Below are 26,827 nucleotides of genomic sequence, written 5' to 3'. Positions count from 1 at the left end.
TGACATGGAGCAGAAGAAGGTATGGGAAGCGGCAGAGCCTGGCGTGAAGCGGCATATATTCGAGCCGGGTCAGTCGATTATGATGATGGAGGTGCACTTCGAGGAAGGTGCGGAAGGGTACTTGCACCGTCACGTGCACGAGCAGTTCTCGTATTGTCTTGAGGGAGAGCTGGAATTTACGATTGATGGAGAGAAGACGGTTATCACAGCCGGTGAGACGATCCGTATTCCGAGCAACGCCGAGCATGGCTGCCGGGCGCTGAAGCCGAGCAAGCTTCTGGACGCGTTCACCCCGCTGAGGCTGGATCTGCTGGGAAGGCAATAAGCCATGAAGGCCCCGTCGGGCGTCAGCAACGCGCTTTGCGTGCTGCTGCCCCGCCGGGGCCTTCCATTTGTTCAGCAGCGACCCGCCTAAATGCGCCAAACCACCCGCTCCACGCTCCAATAGACGTTTCTGGCACGTCTAATTGCTCCAAACCCCCGCTCCACGCTCCAATAGACGTTTCTGGCACGTCTAAATGCACTAAACCACCCGTCCTAGCACAAATAGAAGTTTCTGGCACGCCTAAATGCACCCAACCACCCGTCCTAGCATAAATAGAAGTTTCTGGCACGTCTAATTGCTGCAAACCCCCGCTCCACGCTCCAATAGACGTTTCTGGCACGTCTAAATGCACCAAACCGCCCGTCCCAGCACAAATAGACGTTTCTGGCACGTCTAAATGCGCCAAACCACCCGTCCTAGCACAAATAGACGTTTCTGGCACATCTACCGACTCATTTGCTCATATTGAGCAACACGTGAGGCCTGGTGCTAGACTTTTAATTGGACACATCGAACCGAGAGTGCGACAATAAATCCATTCTTAATCGAGGTGTTTGACGTGACCAAAAAGTATGACAGAGAATTCAAGATGCACACCGTGCGGCTCATTCAAGAAGAAGGGAAAACGGTGGCGCAGGTAGCCCGCGAAATGGGGCTGCATGAGAATACCCTTTACCGTTGGCTAGCAGAGTTTAAAGCGGACGGAGCTCAAGCTTTTCCTGGTAGCGGTCAACTGAAGCCAGATGACAAAGCCATGCGTGATCTCCAGAAGCGAATCCGTGATCTGGAGGAAGAAAATGAAGTCCTAAAAAAGGCCATGCACTACTTCGCCAAAGACCGGCGTTGATTTATGCTTACATTCATGAACACCGCTCAAAGCGCTGTGTCACGAAGTTGTGCTCTTGGTTAGGTGTATCCCGAAGCGGTTATTACGAGTGGACGACTCGTGAAGAAAGTGAGCAAAGCCTTAAACGTAAAGAACTAGATAAGCATATACGGCAAGCATTCGTGGACTCCAGAGAGCTTTACGGAAGCCCGAAAATCCATCAGAAATTGAAACAGCAAGGCGTAATGGTTTCAGAGAAGACGGTAGGCCGGAGAATGCGCGAAATGGGCTTGAGATCGCGTACGGTCAAGAAATATAAGGCTACGACGAACTCCAAACACAACTTGCCGGTGGCCGAGAATGTCTTAAATCAGAACTTTACGGCCGAGAAGCCCAATCAGGTATGGATGGCGGATATCACCTATGTTCCCACAGATGAAGGTTGGCTTTATCTCGCTAGTGTGGAAGATCTCTGCACACGCAAAATCGCAGGATTTCACATGGATGAACGGATGACAAAGGAGCTGTGCTTAAAGGCTCTAGATCAGGCCTATCGCCTCCAAATGCCGGAGGAGGGGGTGCTGCATCATTCCGATCGCGGCAGCCAGTACGCGTCAGCCAAATACCAGGAACGTCTCCAAAATTACAAGATAACTGGCAGCATGAGTCGCAAAGGAAATTGCTACGACAATGCCTGCATCGAATCGTTCCATAGCGTTCTGAAGAAAGAGCTGATCTATCTAAATAAGTTCAAAACGAGGGCCGAGGCAAAGGCCAAAATTTTTGAATATATAACCTGTTTCTACAATGGAAAAAGGATCCACTCTTCCATAGGATACCTTACACCCAATCAGTACGAACGTACGTTCCAAAAGATGGCGTAATTCTCTCGGTTTGATGTGTCCAATCTATTGACAGAGGTCCAGCCTTCACTCACTCTCTCATTCAATCCCTCCTCCCAAACTCCACCAAGCCGTTGACTTGCTCCCCCCTGCATGAGACAATCCGGATGACGCTGTGCGGCGCACAGTATACGGCGAATCAGGGGGGCGCGATATGAGTCGATCGGAGCGATTCTGGGACAAGGCGGCGCATACTTACGATCAGCAGGAGAAAAAGGCGGAGCCCACTTACAGGAGCATCATGCAGCGAACACAAAAGCATCTCAAGCCAAGCGACATCGTGCTGGAGGTCGGCTGCGGAACCGGCTTGATGACGAACGAGATGGCGCAATATGTGAGCAGTATACACGCCATTGATCTTTCATCGAATATGATCGCCATCGCAGCAAAGAAGGCTCAAGAACGCGGCATCACCAACGTCGATTACATACACACCACTCTAATGGACGAACGGTTCAAGAGAGGCGCCTACGATGTCATCTTTGCTTTTCACGTCCTGCATTTGCTGGAGGATGAGCGCAAGGCTCTTCGCAGATTAAATGAGATGTTAAAGCCGGGAGGGCTGCTGATTTCTACTACGCCATGCGTGGGGGAGAAGCCGCTCTTGAAGGGCTTGCTGTCCCTTCTAGGCAAAGCCGGCTTAGCGCCGACCATCAAGCCGTTTAAGGGAGCCGCACTTGCCCGCACGATAGAGGAGGAAGCGGCATTCTCCGTGGTGGAATCGGTATGCTTGAAGAAGAACACGCGGGAATATTTTATCATAGCAGCAAAAAAGTTATAGGCAGCAAGGCTGGAGCCCATTCCCGGGATCTGGCTTTTTTGTTTAATTTATTGTAAACCCGACCTCGGTCCAGCCAAAACCCGCATGGAATTTGTTAGAATCTGTTGCTGAGGGGGATTGTAAAATGAAACGGAATACAGCCATTATGCTGTTAGCAGCATTCGCTTTTCTCGTGTTTTCGCCAGCCGTTGCATTCGCGGAGGCATTGGATTGGAAGGAGCAGGAGCTGGACGACTTCGCGATGCAATATTTTTCGGAGGAGAAGCTGGAAGAGCATCATCTCACCGCCGCCGCTATGGCTGTCGTGCACAACGGCAAGACGGTCTACAGCAAGGCATTCGGCAAACCAAATATTGACCAAGACACAGCGGCCACCACGGACGAAACGATGTTCCGAATCGGATCCATTAGCAAAACCGTTGTCGCAACCGCAGTTATGCAGCTCGTTGAGCAAGGCAAGCTGGACATGAACACCGATATTAATGACTATTTGACCACCTTTCAAATACCCGAAACCTTCAGCGAGCCGATTACCCTGCACCACTTGCTGACGCATACAAGCGGGCTGGAGGAGGTCTATCTCAACACCGTCTCGCTGCATTATGAGAACCGGCTTCCCCTTGAGGACTACGTCAAGGAGTACCTCCCCAAGCGGATCCGCGAGCCGGGCAAGGCAATCGCCTACATCAATTTTGGCCCGACGCTGGCGGCTTATCTGGTGCAGCTCGCTTCAGGCATGCCCTATGAGCAGTATGTGAAAGTCCATATTCTAGACAGACTCGGCATGAGCCATACGGACGTGGATATTCGCCCGGAATGGCTGGACCGTCTGGCGCTTGAATATGTATACAAGAATGACGCCTACAAAGAAATCAAAATCTACAGCGAAAACACGTTTCCGTCAGGAGAAATCATCGCTTCAACGGATGATGTGGCGAAGTATATGCTTGGCCACTTGAACGAAATGTCCGGTCGTGCCGATGTGTTGTTCCAGAGTGAGACGAAGCCGATCTACGATCCGCAGTTCAGGCATCATCCCGCCATACCGGGGTACGCGTACGGCTTCCATGAACGATTCCACGGCGGCGAGAGGTATCTGGAGCATGGAGGAACGATGGCTGCGACGAACAGCTACATGCTGCTTAGTCCTGACCGCAGCTTTGGACTTTATTATGTGTTTGTGGGCGAGATGAATGGCAGGCACATTGCCAATGATTTTCTGGCGGCCTTTGTGCCGGAGCCCGAAGCCGAAGCTTCGCCGCCGCCGACGGCAGCGTTGCCAACGCTGGAGCCGTTTGAAGGGGTGTACGCCCCTAATATTTATCCCGTTAACGATTTTACACATTTTACGCTGCTGACCTCAGAGGAGCTGACTGTCGAGGCTGATGGAGAGCGGCTGAAGCTGATCGGGTACGGGGAGGAGATCGCTTATGATCCCGTAGGCGACGCTCTGTTCCGCTCGGAGGAGGGGGATTATATCTACTTCGAGCCTGCTGACGGACAGCTGGTATATGCAGGAGTCGTGTTCGAGAGGCTGCCTTGGTATCACATCTCCTTGAACCATAATCCCATCATCCTGCTGGCTGCAGCCGCTGTGTTTCTGGTGACAGCCATTGCGGTTCCCATTCAGATGGGTATCCAGGCCTTGCGCAAGGCTGTGCGCGCGTCGCGGGCAAGAGGCTTGCTCCTGTTGTCGATATCGCTGTGCCACCTGTTTCTAATGGGCAGCTTCGTCTATTATGTGTCGACGGTGGATACGATGTTTTATCTCAATAGCGAGGTTCCTCTCCTGCTGAAGCTTGCGATGGCGGCCCCGCTGCTCGCCTTGCTGTTGACCTTCGTATTGGCGTATCATACGGTACGGAATTGGAGAGCAATGAAGCTTTTCAACAAGCTGTATATGCCTTTCTTCGTGGCAGCTAGCCTCATTTTCCTCTTGATTATGCAGTACTACAACTTGGTTGGCTTTTATTATTAATCAGGCAGTCCCTAATCCTCTTGAGCAGTCAGGGAGGAGGCTGGGACTGCCTTTTTCATGCCTAGCCCTCACCTTGTGAAAATAGCCGCTTCATCAATATCGCCCAGGATACTCCCGTCTTCTATAAGCGGGGGAGGAATGGGCGTTCGGCGTTAGCCGGAATGATATTTGGTGTGTTCTTGTTCTCCCTACTATGCTAAAATTAGTATAGTGAGGAGGCGAACGTATGATCGTTACCGTGACGGCGAAAATCAAAATCAAACCGTCAGAAAGTCAAATGATGGCCCTGCAACAAACGATGATCGCTTATCGTCAAGGGTGTAATTTTGTCTCTGCCCTTGTGTTTGAGACGAGCGAGCGCCGGCAGTCTGCCCTGCACCGAATGACGTATCGAACCCTGCGCAGCGCGATGGGCCTGCGTTCTCAAATGGCGCAGTCGGTATTGAAAACGGTACGGGCTAAATACAAGACCATCTTGAGCAGTGGGCATGCTTGGACTCTCGTACAATTTAAGAAGCCGGAATACGATCTCGTCTGGAGACGGGATTACTCGCTAAGCGCAAAGCTATTCTCCGTCAATACGCTGCAAGGCCGCATTAAGATCCCCTTCGAAGCCAAAGGAATGGAGACCTATTTCGACGGCACATGGACATTCGGTACAGCCAAGCTGGTATGCAAAAAGCAGAAGTGGTTTTTGCATATTCCAGTGTCTAAGGAAATGGCCTCTCCTGAGCTTAAGGAGATTGAACACGTTGCAGGGATTGATCTGGGCATCAACTTTGTAGCTACGGTGTATGACACCGAGGGGAGAACGCTGTTTTTTCGAGGAAGGGAGCTCAAACACAAACGAGCAAACTACCAACGATTGCGTTCCGAGCTGCAACGCAAACAAACGGCTTCGTCCCGCCGCAGGCTGAAGCAAATCGGAGAACGAGAAAACCGCTGGATGACCGATGTGAACCATCAGGTAAGTAAGGCACTCGTTACCCGATATGGGGCGAATACGCTGTTTGTGCTGGAGGATCTGACAGGGATCCGCCGCAGGGCGGAAAAGTCAAAGCTGAAGTATCGGTATGTGACGGTATCGTGGGCGTTCTATCAGCTGCGTCAGATGGTGACGTATAAGGCGAAGCTTGCAGGATCGATGGTGATAGCCGTGGATCCGAAGCACACTTCGCAAGCGTGTCCCCTATGCCGCCACACGGACAAAGAAAACCGGGATAAACGCAGGCATCGCTTTCGTTGCCAGGCATGCGGATATGCAAGCAATGATGACCGGATCGGCGCCATGAATCTCTGTCTGAAGGGAAGAGAGTACCTTCTTGAAGGTGCAGGCTTAGCATGACTAGGCTTGCAGGGCAGCTGTCAATCTGCCCATTGGTAGGCGAAGACTTACTCGAGGATGTAACACCACGTTCTTCGGAACGCCAAAAGATCGGAGTCGCAAGACGTTCGTACGATCGGGTCGTTACAAGCTCCCACTTCAAACGTTAGTTAAGTGGGGGTCATTGACTTACATGTTTTAACATTGACAATGAAATAGCCTGGTCATATAATTTAGAGGAAATTGATTATCATTATCAATTAACTCCAATGAATAAGGATGGGTCTACACATGAAAGCACGTAACAAACGATCGATGTCCATGCTTCTATCCTCACTAGCACTTGTTGTGTTGCTTGCCGGCTGCGGCGGGAACAACGGCAATGCCAATAGCAATGCCGGCGCAGCGCCAACCGCTGCTCCAAGCGCGAGCCCTGAAGCAAGCGATGCTTCTGCATCGGAAGCGGCGGCTCAATATCCTATTACCATTAAACACGCGTTTGGCGAGTCTGTTATTGAAGCCAAGCCGGAGCGCGTCGTAACGATCTCGTGGGCGAACCATGACGTTGCGCTTGCCCTGGGCGTTGTGCCTGTAGGCTTCTCCGAAGCGAACTACGGCGTACAGGATGGCTCCAGACTGCTGCCTTGGACGAAGAAGAAGCTGGAGGAGCTTGGCGTTACCGAGCCGAACCTGTTCCAGGATACAGACGGCCTTGACTTTGAAGCCATCTCGGACGCGAGCCCAGACGTTATTCTGGCCGCTTACTCCGGCATTACGCAAGAGGAATATGATACATTGTCCAAAATAGCCCCGGTCGTCGCGTACCAGTCGGCTCCTTGGGTGGCAAGCTGGCGCGATCAAGTGATGTTCAACGCCATGGGTATGGGCATGCAAGCGGAGGGCGAGCAGCTGATTAAGGATACAGAGAAGCTGATCCAGGACACGGCAGCCGCTCATCCAGAGCTTCAAGGCAAGACAGCTGCCTTTGCCTTTATTAACCCTGCTGACCTGTCGACGCTTTCGATCTATGCCCCTGGAGACCCGCGCGGCGACTTCCTGGGCGAGCTGGGCATGCCGTTCCCTGACGCACTGGCAAGTCTGGTTACCGACAGCTTCTACCTGCAGCTGAGTGCTGAGAATGCCGATGCGCTGAATGACACGGACATTATCGTGACCTATGGCAATGCCGAGCTGCTTGCCGCTCTGCAAGCCGATCCGCTGCTGGGCAAGGTTCCGGCCATCGCCAGAGGCTCCGTCGTAGTCGTGGAAGACAATTCGCCGCTTGCGGCTGCGGGCAACCCGAATCCGTTGTCGGTTGCGTACACAATCGATGAATATGTAGGATTGATCGGAGAAGCAGCCAAGAAGATCAATGAATAATTCAGCGCCTCTTGCCGACAAGCTGCATAAGCCGCTCACACCGAAGCACTTTACGATGGTGCTCGTGCTTTGCCTGCTTGTTCTCGGTCTATGTGTTCTGGCATCGTTGGCTTTCGGCTCGCGAGTCATGGGATTTAAGGAGTTAATGGACGGGTTATTCAACCCGTCCATTGATTCGTATAACACCGATGTCATCAAGCAGAGAATGACCCGTACGGTATTCAGCCTCTTATGCGGCGGTGCGCTTGGCATCTCCGGCGCCTTGATGCAGGCAGTCACTCGCAACCCCATTGCCGACCCCAGCATTCTGGGCGTGAATACAGGAGCGTCCTTGTTTGTTGTGGCCGGCATTGCCTTCCTGAACATTGGATCGGCGAATGAGTATATATTGATGGCTTGCCTCGGTGCAGCCATTACCGCATTATTTGTGCTGGGCATCGGCTCGATGGGACATGGCGGACCTACGCCCGTTAAGCTGGTATTAGCGGGGGCGGCTACCAGCGCTGCGCTTACTTCGCTTATAAGCGCCATTATGATTCCCCGAACGAATGTCCTGGATCAAGTCCGGCGATGGCAGGTGGGAAGCGTAGGCGGGACTACCTGGAGCGATATCGCAACCTTCTCGCCCTTTCTGATTGTCGGCATTCTGATCGTCCTATTCACAGCTCCCGCGCTGAACGCGTTGGCGCTGGGTGACGAGACGGCTACGGGGCTGGGCGTTCGCACAGGTGTTCTGCGTGTAGTCTCGTCGCTGGCGGCTGTTGTCCTGTGCGGAACCGTAACCGCGCTGGCAGGGCCTATCGGCTTTGTCGGGCTGCTGGCAACCCACCTGATTCGATTGATGATTGGCCCAGATCAGCGCTTCCTCATTCCGATGTCGGCGCTGGCTGGAGCGATTGTATTAACGGGGTCCGACGTGATAGGCAGGATTCTAGGCAGACCAGGCGAGCTTGAGGTGGCCATCGTGACTGCCTTCGTCGGCGCTCCCATTCTGATTCTATTAGCGATGAGAGCGAAAGTGCGTGCCTTATGATGAATCCTACAAACACCATTCAGTTGATCATGTCGGGCAGACGCCAGAGAAGGCGTCGTTATGTGCTGATTACTTCTATACTTGCAATCATTTCTGTGGCCCTTTGCGGCTTGATGCTGTACCTGGGCAACACCCTGTATTCCGTGGATGTCATCGCGCGGGTGTTGATGGGGGAGCCAATCAAGGGTGCTTCGTTTGCGATTGAGACGATACGGCTCCCTAGAATGCTCGCCGGTCTGTTCGCCGGCTTCGCTTTCGGCTTAGCGGGAAGCGTGTTCCAGACGATGCTTCGCAACCCGCTTGCGAATCCCAATGTCCTGGGGATAACGGCCGGCTCCAGCGTTGCGGCTGTATTCTGCATTATTATTCTCCATACAAGCGAAGCTGTGCTGTTCATCGCTTCCGTTGTTGCCGGCCTTCTTACGGTATTGGTGCTTTATCTGCTATCCATTAGAGGGACATTCGCGTTAGGGCGGCTGATTCTCATTGGCATCGGCTTGGACGCCATGCTTGGGGCGCTTATCGCTTATTTGCTGCGCATCAGCTCTGAGCATGACGTCGCTACAGCGTACCGTTGGTTAAGCGGTAGTCTTAACGGCTCCCAGATGGAGGAGCTGCCTACGCTTATCATTACGGTGCTGGTATGTACGCCTATTGTCATTCTGCTAGGGAAGAGGCTTAGTCTGCTGGAGCTGGGTGAGCAGGCGGCGACATCGCTTGGCATCCATACCGACAAAACACGAATCATGCTCATTCTGGCCACAGTGTGCATGATCTCCGTTGCTACCGCTACAACGGGTCCGATTGCCTTCGTGGCGTTCCTGGCTGGACCGATTGCAAGGCGGTTAGTCGGAGCAGGCTATTCTACGGTCATTCCAGCAGGTCTTGTCGGCGTCATCCTGGTGCTGGCATCGGATTTAATCGGACAATTTGCGTTTCAGACCAGATTCCCCGTCGGCGTTATTACCGGTATTCTGGGAGCGCCTTATCTGATCTATCTGCTTATCCGAATGAATCGAAAGGGAGATTTCTAAACATGAAGCCGTTGCATCAGTTCCAAGCGGAGGATACCGTCTCGGGCTACGAGAACAGAAGGGTTGTCCATGGCGTAAGCCTCTCTATTCCCAGCAATCAGATCAGCGTCATAATCGGCGCCAACGCCTGCGGGAAGTCGACGCTGCTCAAGACGATGGCCAGACTGATCAAGCCGGAAGGCGGTCGAGTGACGCTCGACGGCAAGTCGATCGATCAATACCCGCCCAAGCAGCTAGCCAAAATCGTCGGACTGCTCCCGCAATCGCCTATCGTGCCGGAAGGCATCACAGTCTCGGATCTGATCGGTCGAGGACGGTTCCCGCATCAGACCTGGCTGGGCGGTTGGTCCAAGAAGGATTACGAGGCCGTGGCGGAGGCTATGGATATTATGAAGATTACGGAGCTGGCTAATCTGAACATCGACGAGCTGTCCGGCGGTCAACGCCAGCGCGTCTGGATTGCGATGGCTTTGGCACAGCAGACCGATATCTTGTTCCTGGATGAGCCGACGACCTTCCTGGATATTACCTATCAGGTTGAAATCCTGGATCTGCTCACCGATTTGAACCGGAAGCATGGCACAACGATAGTGATGGTGCTTCACGACATTAACTTATCCGCCCGTTATGCGGATTATATCTTCGCGCTCCGCGAAGGGAAGCTGATCGCAGAGGGCGAGCCGTCCAAGGTCATTACGAGCGACCTGATTAAGGATGTGTTCGGCATGGATTGCACGGTCATCAGCGATCCCGTCTCCGGATCGCCTCTGATCGTACCTATTGGGCGTCATCATGTACATGCTTAGACAATAGCTCGTTCGTGTTCGACAAGCCGCCGAAGCCTATCGGCGGCTTTATAACGTTCAGCTGCTGCAGCGGAAATCTCGGCAGATTGCAGGATTGTGTGAGCCAACAGCAGTATTGCTACTCCCCCTTGCTATGCCGGCTGTCCTACACTGGGTATAGCCTTATTGGAGGGAGTGACGGCTATGACCATGTTATCGGATCGCTCTCGCTTGAGCCTTCCAGAGCTTGGTGCACCCAAGCTGGAGGTTCATATGTCCTGGTGGGGAATGACTGGACTGGAGCAGGGCGGAAGGGAATATACCCTAGAGCAAAAAATTGCATCGATTGCGCAAGCGGGCTTTGACGGCATTAACGGCTTCATCCCTTCTCCAGAGGAGGAGGAACAGTGGAAGCGGCTGTTGGCCTATTATGGCTTGACCCTGAGCGTGAATGCGTACCCTTCCGCACCGGAGGATATGAGCCGGTTCCTGGAGAGGGCTGTGGAATTTGGGGGCATCCAGCATATTAACGTGCAGGTGATGACGCCCTTCGTGGTGGAGGGCAGAGCTGTAGAGCTGCTTGGAGACCTGAATCGGTTGTCTCGCGAGGCTGGCATTCCGGTCTATATCGAGACTCATCGGGGCACGATTACACAGGATTTGCTGCGTACATGCTCTTATATCGAAGCTCTGGATGATCTTCGCCTGACGATCGATCTGTCTCATTATGTAGTGGCGGGGGAGATGCATACCATAAGCGCCGAGGCGGAGGCACTGCTTGGAAAGCTGCTGACGCGCACAGGGGCTATTCATGCCAGAGTATCGAACGGCGAGCAGGTGCAGGTGGACGTTGGGAATGGCGAGCATGCCATGCTGCGGCATTTCGAGCGATGGTGGCGCAGCGGGATGGCCTATTGGCTGGACTCTGCCGGTCAAGGGGACGTTTTGCCGTTTGTCGTGGAGCTGGGCCCCCCGCCTTATGCGATCACGACGGACGAATGCGGCGGCCGCAAGCATGAGATCAGCGATCGGTGGGAGCAGTCGTTGTTCTTCATGAGAATGGCTAGGGGAATATGGACGGAGCTTCAGCAAAATTTCCACAAACCCTGATAATAATTATCATTATTGGTTAAAATAATGGCAAGCGGCAGAAAGGACAGCCGATGGCACGGCTGTCCTCGTGGAGCTAGCGTTACACTTTTGGTTCAAACGTTTTGCAATCTGTTTCTTCCGAGTTGTTGGCTTGTTTGCCGCGGTGGCTGACCACGTAAATCGAAGAAGCATTACATTGGTTGCCTGCAGCCCAATGCTTGCAGGAGTTCACTTCGCACAGAACATCTTTGGCCATGGATACTCACCTCCTTGGCATTAGGATGGTCAAACGGTGTACTTCATTATACCTCCATCAGCCCGGTTTGAATCTCTAATTGCTTGAAGTGGAGAGAAAGCCGGGTTTGTTGGCGTTGTTGGCGTTGGTACAAAAAATTCTGTGATAAAATAAAGCTGGCATTATTCATCTTAATGGGTCGTTGATAGGACGGGCTTCGCTCGTTCCATCAGCCAAAGGAGAGACGTGCGCACATGGGAGCAAGCCATACGATTGACATCGCGGTTAATCAGCTCGGCTATAGAAGCCAGGATTTGAAGCTCGCTGTAATGAGAGGCGGAAGCGGTAGCTTCCGACTCGTGGATATGGCCAGCGGCGGCACGGTATGGCAAGGGGAGACTGGCGTCGCCGAGCGGGACGCGGCAAGCGGGGAGACGGTCAGCCGCGCGGACTTCTCCGCTTGGCAGCAGCCCGGGGTTTACCGGATCGAGAGCGGGGACGGGAGCGTGTCCTGCCCATTCGTGATTAGCGATGAGGTGTATGTAGACGCGCACGCCGCATTATTGAAAGCGTTCTACTTCTTCCGCTGCGGGATGGAACTGGAGGAGAGGTATGCTGGCCCGTGGAAGCATGGCGCCTGTCATTCCTCCCCTGCCATTGTCTACGGGGATGAAGAGAAGCGGGTAGATGCGTACGGGGGCTGGCATGATGCCGGCGATTATGGCAAATATGTGGGTCCAGGCGCCAAGGCCGTGGCGGATCTGCTGCTGGCGGAGGAGCTTTACCCGGAGGCGTTCGCAAGACCGCTGCTTATACCCGAGACGGATGGCGACATGCCGGACGTGCTGCACGAATGCCGGTATGAGCTGGAATGGATGCTGCGGATGCAGGATGGGGAGACGGGCGGCGTCTATCACAAGCTGACTACGCTTGTGTTCCCTCCAGGGGATACGATGCCGGAGGAGGATACGGCGGAGTTGTATGTCTCGCCCATATCGGCGACGGCGACAGGCTGCTTCGCTGCTGTCATGGCGATGGCCGCAAGACGTTATATCGCCTATGATGGTCATTTTGCGGAGACGTGTCTGTCTGCCTCCAAGCGCGCATGGTCCTGGCTTGAAGGGAACCCGGACGCACCGGGCTTCCGCAATCCGCCTGAGATCGCGACGGGAGAATATGGGGACCCTATTGACGCCGACGAACGGTATTGGGCGGCGGCGGAGCTGTACCGGACCACGGGAGAGGCTGCGTATCACCAGGCCTTCCAGGCGCTGGTGGATCAGGTGGAAGCGCAAGGCTTGTTCGAGCTGGGCTGGTCGAATATGAGCGGCTACGGCTCGCTTGCGTATATACGTACGGAGCGGGAGAAGTCCCCGGAGCTGGCGTCCCGTCTGCGGGAGGGCTGGCTTGGCCGCGCTGAAGAGCTGGCGGCTGTATCGGAGAAGGACGGCTACGGCATATCGCTCCTGCCGAAGCATTATATTTGGGGCAGCAATATGCTGGTGCTGAACAATGCGATGCTGCTGCTGCTGGCAGATCGGCTGTCAGGCTCCGCCCTGTATGAGCGCCATGCTCTTGCGCATGTTCATTATTTGTTCGGGATGAATGTTGTCGGCATGAGCTATGTCACGGGCTTTGGGAACAACGCTATCCGCTATCCGCATCATCGCCCATCAGAGGGAGACGGTGTAGATGAGCCGGTTCCCGGGCTTGTCTCCGGCGGCCCCAATGCGGGTCTGCATGACGACTACGCGAAGCAGCATTTGGCGGGCAGGGCGCCGGCTGCCTCGTTCGCCGACGTGATGGAGAGCTATTCCACGAATGAAGTGACCATCTACTGGAATTCGCCTGCGGTGTTTGTTATGTCTCATTTTGTCCAGTAGGAGCAGAAAGGGCTGAAGCCATATAGGTCATCGAAGTCGAGTGCGTCTTCATAGGCTTCGTGCTCCAAAGTGAACGTTCTGAACAACGAAAGGAAGCCGCCATTGCGGCGGCTTCCTTGCTTGTAGCTTATTAGACGTTCTGCAGGTGCTCTTCGAGGCGATCCCAGGTTTCTGTGATGCCCTGCTCCATGCCCATATCCAGCACTTGCTGGAGCGATTCCGCCGAAGCATACGTCGCCTTGTTGAGCAACTTGGTTCCGCCATCCACTTCTATAAACTCGAGGACAATTTCTGTGCTCGGCATGTCTGCGTTTAAATTGCCTTCAGCATCGGAGAAGTAGTCCGTGTATTCGATAAGCTCTCCTGTGACGATGTTCTTGTAGATCCCCTTGCCCCAGGATTCCATGCCGTAGAAGTCGCCTTGGTTCTTATCCTCGCATTTCATGCAGTAGTGCCATACGCCGCCCGGGCGGAAGTCCACATGGCATACCGGGACTGTCCATCCGCGAGGTCCCCACCATTGCTTCAGGTGCTCAGCTTCGGAGAATGCTTGGAATACCAGCTCGCGGGGGGCATTGAATACGCGCTCCAGGATCAATACGTTGCCTTCTACCTTGCTTAGCATTTGGTTTGTCATCATAGTTCCTCCTCGAATTTTGGGTTTACGATTTAGGCTTTTCTTGCATCTTCTGCAAATAACGCTCCAAGTTGTCGTAACGCTCATTCCAGATCCGCCGGTATCGCTCCAGCCATTCATCCATCTGCTGCAGAGGCTGAATGCGGAGCTTGTAGTTCCGCCGATTCGCTTCGGCTTCGACCTCAACCAGACCGGCCTCCAACAAAACCTTCAGATGCTTTGACGCCTGCGGCTGCCTCAGCTGAAGGCGCTCCGCGATCTCCCCAACGGAGAGCGGTCCGCCAGCCAGCAAATCTACGATGCGTAATCGGTGTGGTTCTGCCAGAGCGCTAAACGTTGTGCTGTCCATCATAGGGTGACCTTCACCTCGTCTTAGCGGTGCCTCTTGCTTGCACATTGAATATACCTCATTGGGAATATTCCTGTCAAGGAATATTTAAGTGTAGCGATTTAAGGGGAAGTGATTTAAGGGCAGCGATAGAAGATTTCTCACTGTTGATCTACGTCTGTCCGCTATTTTACTACCGTTCGGGGTATCGGCTAGGAATCCTGCAAAATTACAATATTTCACCAATCTTTCGGCTCAAACGAAGGGAATTGCTGCGATTATACATGAAATTACGCGAGAGCGGCCCATTTGCGATCAGTATGAGATGATATCCTGCACATTTGCAACAAGTTAATCTCTAACCTACCTTCAGAGCCTAAATTACTGCAGATTTCGCAGGATTTACTCCTGATACAAATACCGCCCCTCCGTTTGCGTGTTTCGGAGGGGCGGTTACCATTATGAGCGCTGAGCGCTCGCGATCAATGGCCTATCGCACGCCGCTCAAGCTGCCGCCGGAGGCGAATAGGCGGTCGATCCGCTTCTGAACAGCGGGATCGGGGATGAGCGGCGGAGCATGGTGAGGCTTGGTTCGAGCGTCGATGATGAGGTTGTCGCAGCCCCAATGCTTGAAGGAATAGCCGCTGTTCACCCCGTACATGTCATGGGACGGATTGCTGCGGGTGAAGGTCGCCCACAGGAAGTTGGACAGCGACGCCGAGAGGAACGCGCTGTCGTCGCAGAGCACGATCAGCGGGCATTCCGGCATAGCGCCGCGCTCAGCGATCGCCTCGGACAGCTCCTGCAGCTGGCGCTCCGCCTCGGCATAGCTTGCAAACGCCGGGCCTTCCAGCGCCACGATGCCGGGCTGAACGAGCCGCGGATGAACGAAGTCCCGCAGCCCTTGCAGCTGCGCCGGCACACTGGCGCCCAGCTCGCGCTTCTTGTCCCCGCAGGCGGCCAGAATCACCTTGCTGCCCTGGTTCAGGCCCGTGCCGGAATAGTCCAGCGTATCAATGGTTGTATTCGTCTGGAAATGAATATCCCGCTGCAGATCGATTCGCTCCAGTATATACGAGAGAAACGCCGCTTCGTCATGCGTGCTGATCGGCTCCTGCTCCTCGGCGGCAATAAACAAATATTTGGCAAGGCTCAGCTGGCCCGTGCCGAGAATACGATTCGCGATTGTCAGCAGCTCAGCCGGCTGCTTGGCAGGCGCATATGGCGTATACCGCTCGCTGCCGATCGCGAACAGGAGCGGGTGGACGCCTGCCGCATCCACGGCATGCACCTCCTTCACGCCGGGAATTTCCTGCTTGACCGCGTCTCCGGTCAGCTCATGAATAAGCGCTCCGAACGCGGTATCCTCCTGCGGCGGCCGGCCGACGACGGTGAACGGCCAGATGGCGCCAGGCCTCGCATAGACCTTGTGAACGCGCATCATAGGGAAGGGGTGCACGAGGCTGTAATAGCCCAGATGGTCGCCGAATGGTCCTTCGGGCTTCGTCTCGCCGGAATGAATCTCCCCGGTTATGACAAAATCCGCTTCGCGGCTAATACAGTAGCCGTCCTCATAGCCATACCGGAAGCGGCGTCCCGCCAATAAGCCGGCGAAGGTTAGCTCGCTGAGGCCCTCCGGCAGAGGCATAACGGCCGACAGCGTATGCGAGGGAGGTCCGCCGACGAAGATGCTTACCTTGAGCGGCTCGCCCTTGCGGTCCGCTTTGTGCTGGTGAATGCCGATGCCCCTATGAATCTGATAATGCAGGCCAATCTCCGTGTCCGTGATGTAGTCATTACCTGTTAGCTGCACCCGATACATGCCCAGGTTCGCATTCATGATGCCGGGCTTGTCCGGGTCTTCGGTATATACCTGCGGCAGCGTGACGAAGGCTCCTCCATCCATAGGCCAATGCTTGATCAGCGGCAGCTCGCTGACCGCGATTTCCTCGAAGCCGGCAGCGCCGCCGCCTTGCCGCATGGGCAGTGCCTTCGTTGCCGCCGTTGCGGCCCGGGCATGACGAAGCGGCTGCTTCAGCGCCTTGATGGGATCGTTGCGCAGCGCAATGACGTTCTGCGTCGATTCCCATGTCTGCCGGAAAATAAACTTGCTTCGCTCCAACGTCCCGAACAGATTGGAGACTGCCCGGTAGCGTGTGCCTTTCACATTCTCAAACAAGAGAGCCGGTCCTCCCGCCTCGAACACCCTTAGATGAATGGCGGCCATCTCCAGGTCAGGATCGACCTCCTCCCGAATCCGCACGAGATGTCCATTTCGTTCCAGATCATTGACGCATGCTTCCAATGTTGGGTACATAGCTTTGCCGCTCCTATTCGTGATTAACATCGTTTGTCTTTATTTTAGCAGAACCGCAACGGAGCGTCATTTTTCCCGCATTACAGCAGGACAATTCTATTCGCGAATGCAGTATTCTTACGTTGAAAACGAATTCACGGAGGGTTGCCCATGTTGAAGGTGGCTATAATCGGCGCAGGAGCTATATCGACGGCTCATATAGAGGGGTATCTGACATTCAGAGAGCGCTGCGAGATTGTTGCGATTAGCGATGTTTATCCCGATAAAGCAAGGTCAAGAGCGGAGCAGTTCGGCCTGCATGCCAAGGTGGTTGCGGATTACAGGGAGCTGTTGAGCGAGGACATTGACCTGGTCTCCATCTGCACACCGCCGTATACGCATGCGGATATTGCCGTTGATTTCTTGTGCGCGGGCAGCCATGTGCTGATCGAGAAGCCGATGGCCGCTTCGCTTGAGGAATGTGATCGAATCAACGCTGCCGCCCGCCAAAGCGGGAGAATCGTATCCGTTATTGCGCAGAACCGGTTCCGCAACCCTATGATGAAGCTCAAGGCGGTGCTGGACAGCGGACTCGCGGGCCGGATTGTGCACGCGCAGGTGGATTCCCACTGGTGGCGCGGACACTGCTATTATGACTTGTGGTGGCGCGGCACATGGGAGAAGGAGGGCGGGGGACCGACTCTGAATCATGCCGTACACCATATCGACGCCCTGCTGTGGATGCGGGGACGGCCAAGCCAGGTGCAGGCCTTCATGAGCAATGTCGCGCATGATAATGCGGAAATCGAGGATTTGTCTCTGGCCATGCTGCGGTATCCGGACGGTTCGCTTGGGCAAGTGACAAGCTCGGTTGTCCACCATGGCGAGGAGCAGCAGCTGGTGTTCCAGGGGCTGAACGCTCGGATCTCCGCGCCGTGGAAGCTGACAGCCTCAGTCTCACGACCGAACGGCTTTCCCGAGAAGGATGGGGAGCTGGAAGACCAAATCCAAAGCCTGTACGCCAGCTTGCCTGAGCTTGCGCATGAGGGTCATACGGCGCAGATTGACGATGTGCTGACGGCAATGGAGACGGGGGCGTCGGTGCTCATCGACGGCGACAGCGGACGCGATACGCTGGAGCTGATTATGGCTATTTACAAGTCTGCCAGCACAGGGGAGACCGTCAGCCTGCCTTTGCAGCCGGACGATCCTTTCTATACGCGGGAGGGCGTGCTGCGGAATGCGGTCTACTTCTACGAGAAGAAGGGACATATCGAGAATTTTGCAGATTCCACCATAACGATGGGAAGCAGTCTTGAGGAGAGGAAGGCTTAGCATGGACAACAACAAAAGCGGAATGTTTTATGTACCGGAGGGCAAGCCGGAGCCGGTATGCTCGCCTGGCGAATTCCAATTTGCGGCTATTGGGCTGGATCACGGTCATATTTATGGGATGAGCCAAGGGCTTATTGAGGCTGGCGGCCAGCTTAGCTGGGTGTATGATCCCGATCCGCAGAAGGTGCAGGCCTTCCAGAGACAGTTCCCGGGCGTTAAGGTCGCCCGCTCGGAGGGGGAAATTTTGCAGGATTCCAACCTTCAGCTTGTTGCGGGGGCTGCCATTCCTTCCGAGCGTTGTGCGCTGGGGCTGAGGGTCATGGCGCATGGGAAGGACTATTTTACAGATAAGGCACCTCTTACGACGCTTGAACAGCTGGAGCAGGCGAAGCGGGCGGTGGCCGAGACGAAGCGCAAATACGCGGTCTACTACAGCGAGCGGCTCCATGTGGAGAGCGCTGTATACGCTGGGGTGCTTATCGAGCGGGACGCAATCGGGCGTGTCGTGCAGGTGTTGGGACTGGGACCCCATCGTGTGAACGCCGGCAGCCGTCCGGAATGGTTCTTCGACAAGGAACGGTTCGGAGGCATTCTATGCGATATTGGCAGCCATCAGATCGAGCAGTTCCTCTATTATACCGGGGCCCGGAATGCCGAGGTTGTGCACAGCAAAACAGCGAACTACCATCACAAGGGGCACCCCGCGTTCGAGGATTACGGCGACGCCTCCTTGATCGCAGACAATGGAGCAACGGGGTATGTGCGGGTAGACTGGTTCACCCCTAACGGACTGAGCACATGGGGGGATGGCCGTACTGTCATTCTGGGGACGGAAGGCTATATAGAGCTGCGCAAATATGTGGACATCGGCAGGGAGAAGAGAGGCGGCAACGTCTATCTGGTGAATGGAGAAGGCGAATATTATTGGAATGTGTCGGGTCAGGTAGGCCATCCGTATTTCGGCCAGCTCATTCTCGACTGCTTCCACCGTACCGAAAACGCGATGACGCAGGAGCACGCCTTCAAGGCGGCTGAGTTATGCCTGATCGCCCAGCGGGACGCGGTGAAGGTGGAATAGCGGGAATTGATTCCTGAGAAATGAAGACATCCCATGGAATGGCATACTGTTCCAGCCTGGTATAGAATGAGTATAGCTGTATCTAGGGAGACGTCTCATTTCGATATCGGAGTCGATTAGGATGATTTATTATTTTTTGGCCTTGCTGGCAACCGCGGCTGTGCTGCTGGCGAGCGATATTCGGAGCAGCACGAACCGCTGGGGCGCGTTTTTTCTGCTGTTCGCGGCCATCGGCGGCTTGTCTGGGGCAGCCAGGGAAGCGGGGCTGGAGGGTGCGGCGCGCGCCATCGAGTTTCTGAATTTGACAGTAACGCCATGCGGCGTGCTGGCGTTCGCCATCTCCTATGCGGATGTCGGCAAGCGCGGCCAGCAGCGGCCGCGCTTGCCGCAGTGGCTGTTATTCCTGCCGGTTCCGATCATGCTGGCGGCGGGCTTTGGGCAAGCGGAATTTCGTATCCATAACCTGCTGCTTCTGCTGTGGAGCGGACCTTATTATTTGCTCGCCTGCTATTTGCTGCTGCGGTCCCTATGGCGAGAGCGGGATGAGCGCAGAAGGCGAGCCCGTCTGATCGCTACCGTTCTGATTGTTCCGACGCTTCTTGCGGTGCTGGGCTTCATCTATGTGGCTAGAGTGGTCTCGCCGGCCTTTGCTTTTTTCGACTACATATCCTTTTTTATTGCTTATTCGCTGGCGGCTGGGGTGCTGCTCGCTTTTGTATATGGTGTGCTTGGAGTGAAGCTGCGAATGGAGCGCGATCCGCTGGAAAGCGCGATGAAGGCGGCCAGCTCGGGCACCCAGCTATTGAATCACACGATCAAAAATGAAATTGGCAAAATCGCGATCAGCGCGGATAACCTCCGCCATACGCTGCCGGAGGGCGTTCGCGAGGAGGCGAGCGCGCACCTTGGCATGATTGACCGCGCCTCCGGCCATATGCTGGCCATGGTGGGCCGCATTCACAGCCAGACCAAGGACATTGTCCTGCAGGAGCGGCCGGTTCGACTGGACGAGCTGGCCGCTATGGTCATGCGGGAGCATCAGGAGCGTCTGCCAAGCGACGGTGTTGCAATGGAAATCCAGCTCCGCTGCCAGCCTACGGTGATCTGCGATCCCGTCCATATCCGCGAGGCGTTCGGCAATTTGCTGTCCAATGCGATAGAGGCGGTGCCTCCTGGCAGCGGGCATATCGTGGTGCGGGTGGATACGGTCAAGCGAAGCGTGCGGCTGTCGGTCGACGACAACGGTCCGGGCATTCCGCACGCGCAGGCGGACCGGCTGTTCGAGCCGTTCTACAGCACGAAGAACGGCTCCGAGCATTTTGGACTGGGACTATCCTATGTCTATCAAGTGATGCGGGAGTGCGGCGGGACGGTTGCAATGGTGAATCGGGAAGGCGGCGGGACAACGGCTTCGCTTGTTTTTCCCCGGAGGAAGGTCATGCGGGTGGACATGAAGGAGGAGAACGATGACGGCGGAACCCATTAAGGTGCTCATTGTAGAGGATGATCCAGACTGGATTAAGGCGATGACGTCGTACCTGAACAGGGAGCCGGATATGCTGGTAGTAGGAGCTGCCGTTACGTCCGAGGAGGCGCTGCGGCTGGCAGAGGCATTATCGTTCGATGTGGTGCTTATGGACATTCAGCTGACCAAGGGCGGCTTCGAAGGCATCTACACCGCGATGGAAATTCATGATATACGTCCGGCCAAAATCATTATGCTCACATCGGTGACCGATGAAGAGGTCATGACGCAAGCGTTCACCGCCGGGGCAGTCAACTATGTGGAGAAAACGCGCTATCAGGAGCTGCCCTCCGCGATTCGCGGCGCCTATCGACAGCCTGCTGCCATGGACGCGCTGCTGAAGGAATTTGCAAGGCTGAAGCGCGAGGAGCAGCTTCAGAGGCTGACGCCCGCGGAGCGCGAGGTGTTCGAGCTGATCGAGAAGGGGTATACGGGGCCCGAGATCGAGAGGAAGCTGTACAAGGCGGAGAGCACGCTGAAGAATCAGGTGAACAAGATGCTGAAGAAGCTTGGCGTGAGGAGCAGCAAGGAAGCGGTGGAGCTGGTGCGCCGGAAGGGCCTGTTCCGCAAGCGGGATGGGCGATAAGGACGACAGCGGGGAAGCGATAAGCAATAGGCGAGAAGTGACAAGGGCGACAGCTGGGAAGCGATAAGTAATAGGCAAGAAGTGACAAGGGCGATAGCGGATTAAGAAATAAGGGCAATAGCCGGGAGAAGGGGTACTACGCGACGTAGTACCCCTTCTGGCATGGGGCCTACAGAAGAGAGAACTGCCGCAAGCAGCGGGAAGTGGGCTACAATCGGTGTAACAAGCCGGCATCTAAGTCGTGTGAATTGTCGGCGGAGGATGGAGGCAGGGCCAATGAAAGGGAACCCGATATATGTGGAGCTGGATATCGCAGCAGACATGGAGAGCTTATGGCGTCATACGCAGGAGCCGGCGCTGCATCAGCAGTGGGATTTGCGCTTTACGGAGATCAACTACCTCCCCAAGGAGGCGGAGGGCCAGCCGCAGCGCTTTCTGTACCGGACCCGAATCGGCTTCGGGCTCCATATACAAGGGACCGGTGAAGCTCGCACACCCCCCTGGTCAACGTCAGGGCAGCGGATGTCTACACTCGTATTCGGCTCCGCACAGCCGATATCGCTCATAAGCCAAGGCGGCGGCTACTGGCGCTACAAGCCGAACGGCGCTGGTGTTACGTTCAGCACCAGCTTCCATTATGAGACGCGCTTCGGCAAGCTTGGCAGACTGCTGGACGGGCTGCTATTCCGTCCCTTCTTCGGTTATGCCACGGCTTGGAGCTTCGACCGGCTGCGGCTGTGGCTGGAGCGCGGGCTTACGCCGGCTGTCAGCCTCAAGCTGGCCGCTGTCCACTATATGAGTGTTGCTGCGATCACGATGTTATGGCTGTTCGAGGGACTTGTGCCCAAGCTGCTGTATCCGGAGGGCGGCGAGCTGGCCATCTATTCCGCGACGGGACTATTCCCGGGGGCAGAGGAGATACTCCTGCCCGCGCTGGGGATTACGGAGCTGGCGGCAGGAGCGGCAGTGCTGATCTGGCACAGGAAGCTAATTGTATACGCGGTGTCATTGGGGTTGCTGATCCTGCTTGGAGCAGCGGCATGTATAGGGGCGCCGGAGCTTCTGGCTTCGCCGTTTAATCCTTTGACGACAAGCATGCCCATGGCCGTGCTGTGCCTGATTGCGGCAATGACGGCTGATGGTGTTCCGAGCGCGCGAAGATGCCGGCGCCGATTACGGGAAGAGAGTGGACAGAGGGGAGGCGGGCATGATGCCATCGATCTATGAGCTGGTGCTGGGCGATGAGTTCCGCAGGCTGCATCCCCGCATCCAGGAGCGCTTCGGCTTCAGCAGCGCAGACCGCGTCGCTTCTATCGGGACAGGGGTGATGGAGCGCATCTGGTATGCCAAGGTGGCAGCGCTGCCGCTTTATTGGGGCACGAAGCGCCATATTATGTTTCCTCAAGGGGGGAAGGGCGTTCCGTTTACGATTGAGAACTTCGCTTACCTTGATCAATTCGGAAGAGAGACGGTAACGTGGATTCGCAAGTTCAAGTTCCCCCAGGCCATTCGCCGCTTCGACGCAACCATGATCTACAGCGGCGAGCGGGAGCGGATCGTCGATTACTTGGGCAACAAGCAGCATCTGGCCGTCGACCTGCAGATCAGCGCCGCTCCTAACGGCGGCATCCGGATCCGCTCGGGCGAGCAGAGATTCTATGAGGGGCTGCTGCAGTTTCGGTTCCCTGCAGGGTTGACCGGCGTTGCCGATGTATGCGAATGGTATGACGACCGGGCGGAGCGGTATCGCATCTCCGTGGAGGTGAACAATCCGCTGCTGGGCACCGTGTTCCAATACGAGGGCTCCTTCCAGGCTCGCCTGGTCGACACGTCCCCTGAGCATATTCCGCTCGACGTGAAGCCGCTCCGCGAGGAGAAGCGGGAGTGACGCGTCCGGAGCAGAGCCGGAGCCAGCACCATTCAGCCCCCTGAGCGCTTGCGGTACTGATGCGGCGTTGTGCCCATTCGGGATTTGAAAAACTTGCAGAAATAAGAGCTGTTCGTAATGCCGATTTCTTCGGCAATCAGCGTAATGGGCTTATCCGTCGTCGTAAGCAGGATAACGGCCTGGTGCATTCTGCGCGCGGCGATATATTCTGTCATGCTGACGCCGACAGCCTCCTTGAAAGAATGGGACAGATGATAGGTGGAGAGGTGCAGCTCCTTCGCCATATCCTCCAGATGGAAGGGCAGCGCATAGTGGCCCTCCAGCCATTCCAGCATGAGCTCAGCCTGATGATTTCTGCGCATGCGCAAGGCGGAGGCTGGCTGCTTGTCCTGCTGCTCCAGCCATAAGGGCTTGAGGCTGCGAATCAGCTGAATGAGGAATAATGAAGCTTCTTCATGCTGATCCGCCTCTGACAGAGTTGGCAAGCTAAGCTGCATGCTTCGGTACGCGGCAACAACCTCGCTCTGCTCGTCTATGCCGTAGATGCAGGGAGCGGGAAGCACGCTGGACCACAGCCGGTTGAAGAAGGCGTGAAGCGAAGGCCAATTGGCCATATAAGACGCATAACGCGACGGCTCAAAAATGACGAGGGAGCGTTCAAACGTCTGGCCCTCCGTGTATTCCAGCTGAAGGTGATGGAGCTGGAAGGGCTGGAAGACGCACAGCATACCCGGGCGTATAGCATAGCTGACATTGTTGACGATCATCGTGCCCCGGCCCTGGTGAATGAACAGGATTTCCAGCCCGCGATGGGAGTGAAAGGTCTCCTTGTGACGGTTGTCCATGCTGACGCGCCGGTATACGAAATATAAGGAGCCATCATTCAGATTCGTGCTTACGATAGCTGACAATATGATCCTCTCCCATTAGACGGGTATTGCATCCAATATAACGAAACTTGTCACGTTGAACAAGAGTGAATCGTAGCAGGCCTGCGAATAAGAAATGAGAGTACGCCGCGCGCCCAATAACGCTCAAACGCCCCCCTTCGGCAGTGAAGGGGGGCGTAGTTATCTGCGTATGGTGCGCTTGCCAGAACGGCTGTGCCATGACTACATGGGTCATTGGGTAAATAGGTAAATAGGCAAATGCGGGAATGCTAAAGGCTTTAGGCTTTTGTCTTGGCGGCTACCTTCACGACTTTTCCGGTATCCTTGCCTTCTGCAGCGTGAAGCTCGGCAATCAGCTTGTCGCCTTCGACGTCGAGATTCGGCAGCATGCGGTCAAGCCACTTCGGCAGCCACCAGGCTTTGTCGCCGAACAGGGCCATGATCGCCGGCACAAGCGCCATGCGGACGAAGAAGGCGTCAATCAGAATGCCGATCGCAAGGGCGAAGCCGATTTGTTTGATCATGATGTCATGCGTAAGCACGAAGCCGGCGAATACGGCAACCATGATGACGGCAGCCGCGACAACGACGCGGCTGGCGTGGTTGTAGCCCTGAATGACGCTGTCCCGTCCTCGCTGTCCGTGCACATAGGATTCGCGCATGGAGGAGACGAGGAACACCTGATAATCCATGGCAAGTCCATACAGAATGCCCGTCACCAGAATAGGGATAAAGCTCATCAGCGGACCGCCTGTATCCACGCCAAACAGCTCGCTGGACCAGCCCCATTGGAAGATGGCGGTCGTAATGCCGAAGGTGGCCAATATGCTGAGCAGGAAGCCTGCGGTAGCCTTGATCGGCACGAGAATGGAGCGGAATACCAGCAGCAGAATAATCAGCGACAGCACGACGATGACTCCGATATACGTCGGGAATACTTCAGCCAGTCGCGAGGACATGTCGATGTTGATGGCGGTGAAGCCCGTCACCCCGAGCTCTACGTTGTATGTCTCCGCGATTGGCGAATCGGAGGCTCTAAGCTCCTGCACAAGGTCCTTCGTCTCAGAATCTGTGGGACCTGTATGCGGAATAAGGCTCAGAATGGCGATGCTGCCGTCCTTGTTCATGCCAACCGGCGTTACGACGGATACGTTGTCGTATTGGCCTATTTCCTGTGCGATGCCGCCCAGCGCTTCCGGCGCAATGGTGCCGGACTTCGCCTCCGCCACAATGAGCAGCGGTCCGTTGAAGCCTTCGCCGAATCCGGCGGAGATGGCGTCGTAGCTCTGGCGAGCGGGCGTATCTAGATTGGCGCTTGCGCCGGAAGGGATGCCGAGCTCCATCTTGGCGGCGGGAATCGCCGCAGCGCCCAGAATGACAATGACCGCGACAATGACCAGCCAGCGGAACTTGACGACGCCCTTCACCCAGCCGTTCGAAACCTTGTGCGAATGGTTGCTGGAGCTGTTCTTCTCGCGCGCCTTCTTCGAGCAGATACGTTCGCCCACAAGGCCGAGCAGCGCCGGAAGCAGCGTCAGTGCGATAAGCACGCTGAGGAATACGGTGACCGAAGCCACAATTGCCATCATGCTTAAGAAGGAAATGCCGATGACAAGCAAGCCGCACAGAGCAATAATAACCGTCAAGCCTGCGAAGAATACTGCGCTGCCTGCCGTCCCAACCGCGCGAGCGGCTGCTTCACGCGCCGTCAGGCCTTGATCGAAGATGAGGCGGCGCTGGCGATTCACGATAAATAGGGCGTAGTCGATGCCGACCGCAAGGCCGATCATCAGAGCAAGCACAGGTGTAAAGGAGGTCATCGTAACGAAGCTGGAGAAGGCGAACGCGCCGCCAACGCCAATTCCGACTCCGAACAGGGCAGTGATGATCGGCAAGCCTGCCGCCACCAGAGAGCCCAGCGTCATGACCAATACAATGGCTGCAAGAATGAGGCCGAACACTTCATTAATGCCGATAGGCACCTCTACCGCTTTGAGCGAGTCGCTTGGCAGCGGTGTGACGCCGGAGCCTTCCATGGATTCCGTAACAGCTTCCACAACGGAGTCTGTGACGCCCGCCGGGAGCGAGTTCTGCTGCACCGTGAACTGGAATTGGAACAACGCGATGCTGCCGTCTGTGGCGATAAGGACGCCTGGCACCGGCATGCCGTCCACCATCAGAGGCATGTATGGCGGCAGCTCCATCGGAGTGCCAGCCGTCCCGTCTGCGCCTTGCGCGCCGGCCGCAGCTGCAGCATCCGCGCCTTGGCCCGCTTGAGCGGCGCCGCCCGCAGCGCCTGCCCCTTGGGCAGCGTCCCCGGACAAGGAAACTCCGGCGGCCGCAGCCAATTCCGCTGGGTTAATGATATATTCCAGCTCGTATACCTTGTTCACCGCTTCGGTAATGGCGGAGATCCGTTCAGGAGAATCCAGCCGCTCGCCTTCAGGCGCGGTGAACAGGACGCTGGCCTGCCCCCCGGACGCTTCCGGCAGCTCCTGCTCCAGCATATCCAGCACCTTCTGAGACTCTGTGCCGTCAATCTTCATCTCGGAGCTGACGTTCATGCCGTTAACGCCGAGCATCGCGACAACCACGCCGATTACCAGCAGCCAGCTCACGATAAACGCCCACGGCCTGTTGTAGGCGGACTTGCCTAATCTGTACAATAATTTGGACATAAAGATGA

Annotated in this window: 23 protein-coding genes; 17 read left to right on the top strand and 6 right to left on the bottom strand. The window is 55.6% G+C overall.

The genetic code is table 11. The features are described 5' to 3' along the window. Positions 1 to 4: 4 nt before the first annotated feature. The 10 genes from AB1S56_RS21930 (at position 5) to AB1S56_RS21885 (ending at position 11,478) form a co-directional block, all read left to right on the top strand. Positions 5 to 325, top strand: a complete 321-nt coding sequence (locus tag AB1S56_RS21930) for a cupin domain-containing protein (protein WP_340873359.1) — start codon at positions 5 to 7, stop codon at positions 323 to 325. 589 nt (positions 326 to 914) lie between these two features. After that, positions 915 to 2,035 (top strand): IS3 family transposase gene (locus AB1S56_RS21925; RefSeq protein WP_340873823.1). Its coding sequence is split into 2 segments (ribosomal slippage): positions 915 to 1,140 and positions 1,140 to 2,035, totalling 1,122 coding nucleotides; the frame shifts between segments, so codons are not numbered across the junction. Positions 2,036 to 2,207: 172 nt separating this feature from the next. After that, on the top strand, positions 2,208 to 2,834 hold the full coding sequence (locus AB1S56_RS21920) for a class I SAM-dependent methyltransferase (protein ID WP_340873792.1): 627 nt from the start codon (positions 2,208 to 2,210) through the stop codon (positions 2,832 to 2,834). A gap of 124 nt (positions 2,835 to 2,958) precedes the next feature. Next, complete coding sequence (locus AB1S56_RS21915; protein WP_340873794.1) at positions 2,959 to 4,812, top strand: serine hydrolase domain-containing protein; 1,854 nt, start codon at positions 2,959 to 2,961, stop codon at positions 4,810 to 4,812. A gap of 226 nt (positions 4,813 to 5,038) precedes the next feature. Next, a complete protein-coding gene (locus AB1S56_RS21910; protein WP_367903393.1) occupies positions 5,039 to 6,157 on the top strand; it encodes an RNA-guided endonuclease InsQ/TnpB family protein in 1,119 nt (372 codons plus the stop codon). 270 nt (positions 6,158 to 6,427) lie between these two features. Next, complete coding sequence (locus AB1S56_RS21905) at positions 6,428 to 7,516, top strand: iron-siderophore ABC transporter substrate-binding protein (protein WP_340871929.1); 1,089 nt, start codon at positions 6,428 to 6,430, stop codon at positions 7,514 to 7,516. Then, positions 7,509 to 8,549: an iron ABC transporter permease gene (locus AB1S56_RS21900; protein WP_340871931.1), complete on the top strand. Its 1,041-nt coding sequence runs from the start codon at positions 7,509 to 7,511 to the stop codon at positions 8,547 to 8,549. Before AB1S56_RS21905 ends, AB1S56_RS21900 begins: the two co-directional genes overlap by 8 nt. Next, positions 8,546 to 9,583 (top strand): iron chelate uptake ABC transporter family permease subunit, encoded by a 1,038-nt coding sequence (locus tag AB1S56_RS21895; protein ID WP_340871932.1) that lies wholly within the window; start codon positions 8,546 to 8,548, stop codon positions 9,581 to 9,583. The genes AB1S56_RS21900 and AB1S56_RS21895 overlap by 4 nt, the downstream gene beginning before the upstream one ends. Positions 9,584 to 9,585: 2 nt before the next feature. Next, positions 9,586 to 10,389 carry an ABC transporter ATP-binding protein gene (locus AB1S56_RS21890; protein WP_340871934.1) on the top strand — a complete coding sequence of 268 codons (804 nt, stop codon included), beginning with the start codon at positions 9,586 to 9,588 and terminating at the stop codon, positions 10,387 to 10,389. Between the two features lie 183 nt (positions 10,390 to 10,572). Continuing rightward, on the top strand, positions 10,573 to 11,478 hold the full coding sequence (locus AB1S56_RS21885; RefSeq protein ID WP_340871936.1) for a TIM barrel protein: 906 nt from the start codon (positions 10,573 to 10,575) through the stop codon (positions 11,476 to 11,478). An 82-nt stretch (positions 11,479 to 11,560) separates the two neighbouring features. Here the strand turns inward: AB1S56_RS21885 and AB1S56_RS21880 are convergent, their stop codons facing one another. Next, the gene (locus AB1S56_RS21880) at positions 11,561 to 11,716 is read right to left on the bottom strand and encodes a DUF1540 domain-containing protein (protein WP_340871938.1); all 156 of its coding nucleotides are present in this window, start codon (positions 11,714 to 11,716) and stop codon (positions 11,561 to 11,563) included. A gap of 233 nt (positions 11,717 to 11,949) precedes the next feature. Here AB1S56_RS21880 and AB1S56_RS21875 point away from each other — a divergent pair, with 233 nt between their 5' ends. After that, entirely contained in the window at positions 11,950 to 13,578 is a 1,629-nt protein-coding gene (locus AB1S56_RS21875) for a glycoside hydrolase family 9 protein (RefSeq protein ID WP_340871939.1), read from the top strand. 130 nt (positions 13,579 to 13,708) lie between these two features. Here AB1S56_RS21875 and AB1S56_RS21870 read toward each other — a convergent pair whose 3' ends face one another. The 3 genes from AB1S56_RS21870 to AB1S56_RS21860 form a co-directional block, all read right to left on the bottom strand. Further along, positions 13,709 to 14,218: an SRPBCC domain-containing protein gene (locus AB1S56_RS21870; protein ID WP_340871940.1), complete on the bottom strand. Its 510-nt coding sequence runs from the start codon at positions 14,216 to 14,218 to the stop codon at positions 13,709 to 13,711. 22 nt (positions 14,219 to 14,240) lie between these two features. Then, positions 14,241 to 14,564 (bottom strand): metalloregulator ArsR/SmtB family transcription factor, encoded by a 324-nt coding sequence (locus AB1S56_RS21865; RefSeq protein ID WP_340872036.1) that lies wholly within the window; start codon positions 14,562 to 14,564, stop codon positions 14,241 to 14,243. 469 nt (positions 14,565 to 15,033) lie between these two features. Beyond that, a complete protein-coding gene (locus tag AB1S56_RS21860) occupies positions 15,034 to 16,860 on the bottom strand; it encodes a UbiD family decarboxylase (protein ID WP_340871943.1) in 1,827 nt (608 codons plus the stop codon). Between the two features lie 150 nt (positions 16,861 to 17,010). Between AB1S56_RS21860 and AB1S56_RS21855 the strand changes: the two genes are divergently transcribed. From AB1S56_RS21855 to AB1S56_RS21830, 6 genes are all read left to right on the top strand, one after another. Further along, entirely contained in the window at positions 17,011 to 18,174 is a 1,164-nt protein-coding gene (locus AB1S56_RS21855) for a Gfo/Idh/MocA family oxidoreductase (RefSeq protein WP_340871944.1), read from the top strand. Between the two features lies 1 nt (position 18,175). After that, entirely contained in the window at positions 18,176 to 19,252 is a 1,077-nt protein-coding gene (locus AB1S56_RS21850; protein ID WP_340871947.1) for a Gfo/Idh/MocA family oxidoreductase, read from the top strand. Positions 19,253 to 19,373: 121 nt separating this feature from the next. After that, complete coding sequence (locus tag AB1S56_RS21845; protein ID WP_340871949.1) at positions 19,374 to 20,738, top strand: HAMP domain-containing sensor histidine kinase; 1,365 nt, start codon at positions 19,374 to 19,376, stop codon at positions 20,736 to 20,738. Beyond that, positions 20,719 to 21,363, top strand: coding sequence for a response regulator transcription factor (locus AB1S56_RS21840; RefSeq protein ID WP_340871951.1), 645 nt, complete (start codon positions 20,719 to 20,721; stop codon positions 21,361 to 21,363). The genes AB1S56_RS21845 and AB1S56_RS21840 overlap by 20 nt, the downstream gene beginning before the upstream one ends. A 276-nt stretch (positions 21,364 to 21,639) precedes the next feature. After that, the gene (locus AB1S56_RS21835; RefSeq protein WP_340871953.1) at positions 21,640 to 22,590 is read left to right on the top strand and encodes a DoxX-like family protein; all 951 of its coding nucleotides are present in this window, start codon (positions 21,640 to 21,642) and stop codon (positions 22,588 to 22,590) included. Further along, positions 22,574 to 23,251, top strand: coding sequence for a DUF4166 domain-containing protein (locus AB1S56_RS21830; RefSeq protein WP_340872037.1), 678 nt, complete (start codon positions 22,574 to 22,576; stop codon positions 23,249 to 23,251). The genes AB1S56_RS21835 and AB1S56_RS21830 overlap by 17 nt, the downstream gene beginning before the upstream one ends. A gap of 32 nt (positions 23,252 to 23,283) precedes the next feature. Here the strand turns inward: AB1S56_RS21830 and AB1S56_RS21825 are convergent, their stop codons facing one another. Together AB1S56_RS21825 and AB1S56_RS21820 are read right to left on the bottom strand one after the other, a co-directional pair. Beyond that, positions 23,284 to 24,162, bottom strand: a complete 879-nt coding sequence (locus AB1S56_RS21825) for an AraC family transcriptional regulator (RefSeq protein ID WP_340871955.1) — start codon at positions 24,160 to 24,162, stop codon at positions 23,284 to 23,286. A gap of 257 nt (positions 24,163 to 24,419) precedes the next feature. After that, positions 24,420 to 26,819 carry an MMPL family transporter gene (locus AB1S56_RS21820; protein ID WP_340871956.1) on the bottom strand — a complete coding sequence of 800 codons (2,400 nt, stop codon included), beginning with the start codon at positions 26,817 to 26,819 and terminating at the stop codon, positions 24,420 to 24,422. Positions 26,820 to 26,827: the final 8 nt, after the last annotated feature.

Source organism: Paenibacillus sp. PL2-23 (assembly GCF_040834005.1).
In the GTDB taxonomy this organism is placed as follows: domain Bacteria; phylum Bacillota; class Bacilli; order Paenibacillales; family Paenibacillaceae; genus Pristimantibacillus.
Note: the sequence above shows the minus strand (reverse complement) of the source record. Positions and strands in the feature narration are given on the sequence as shown.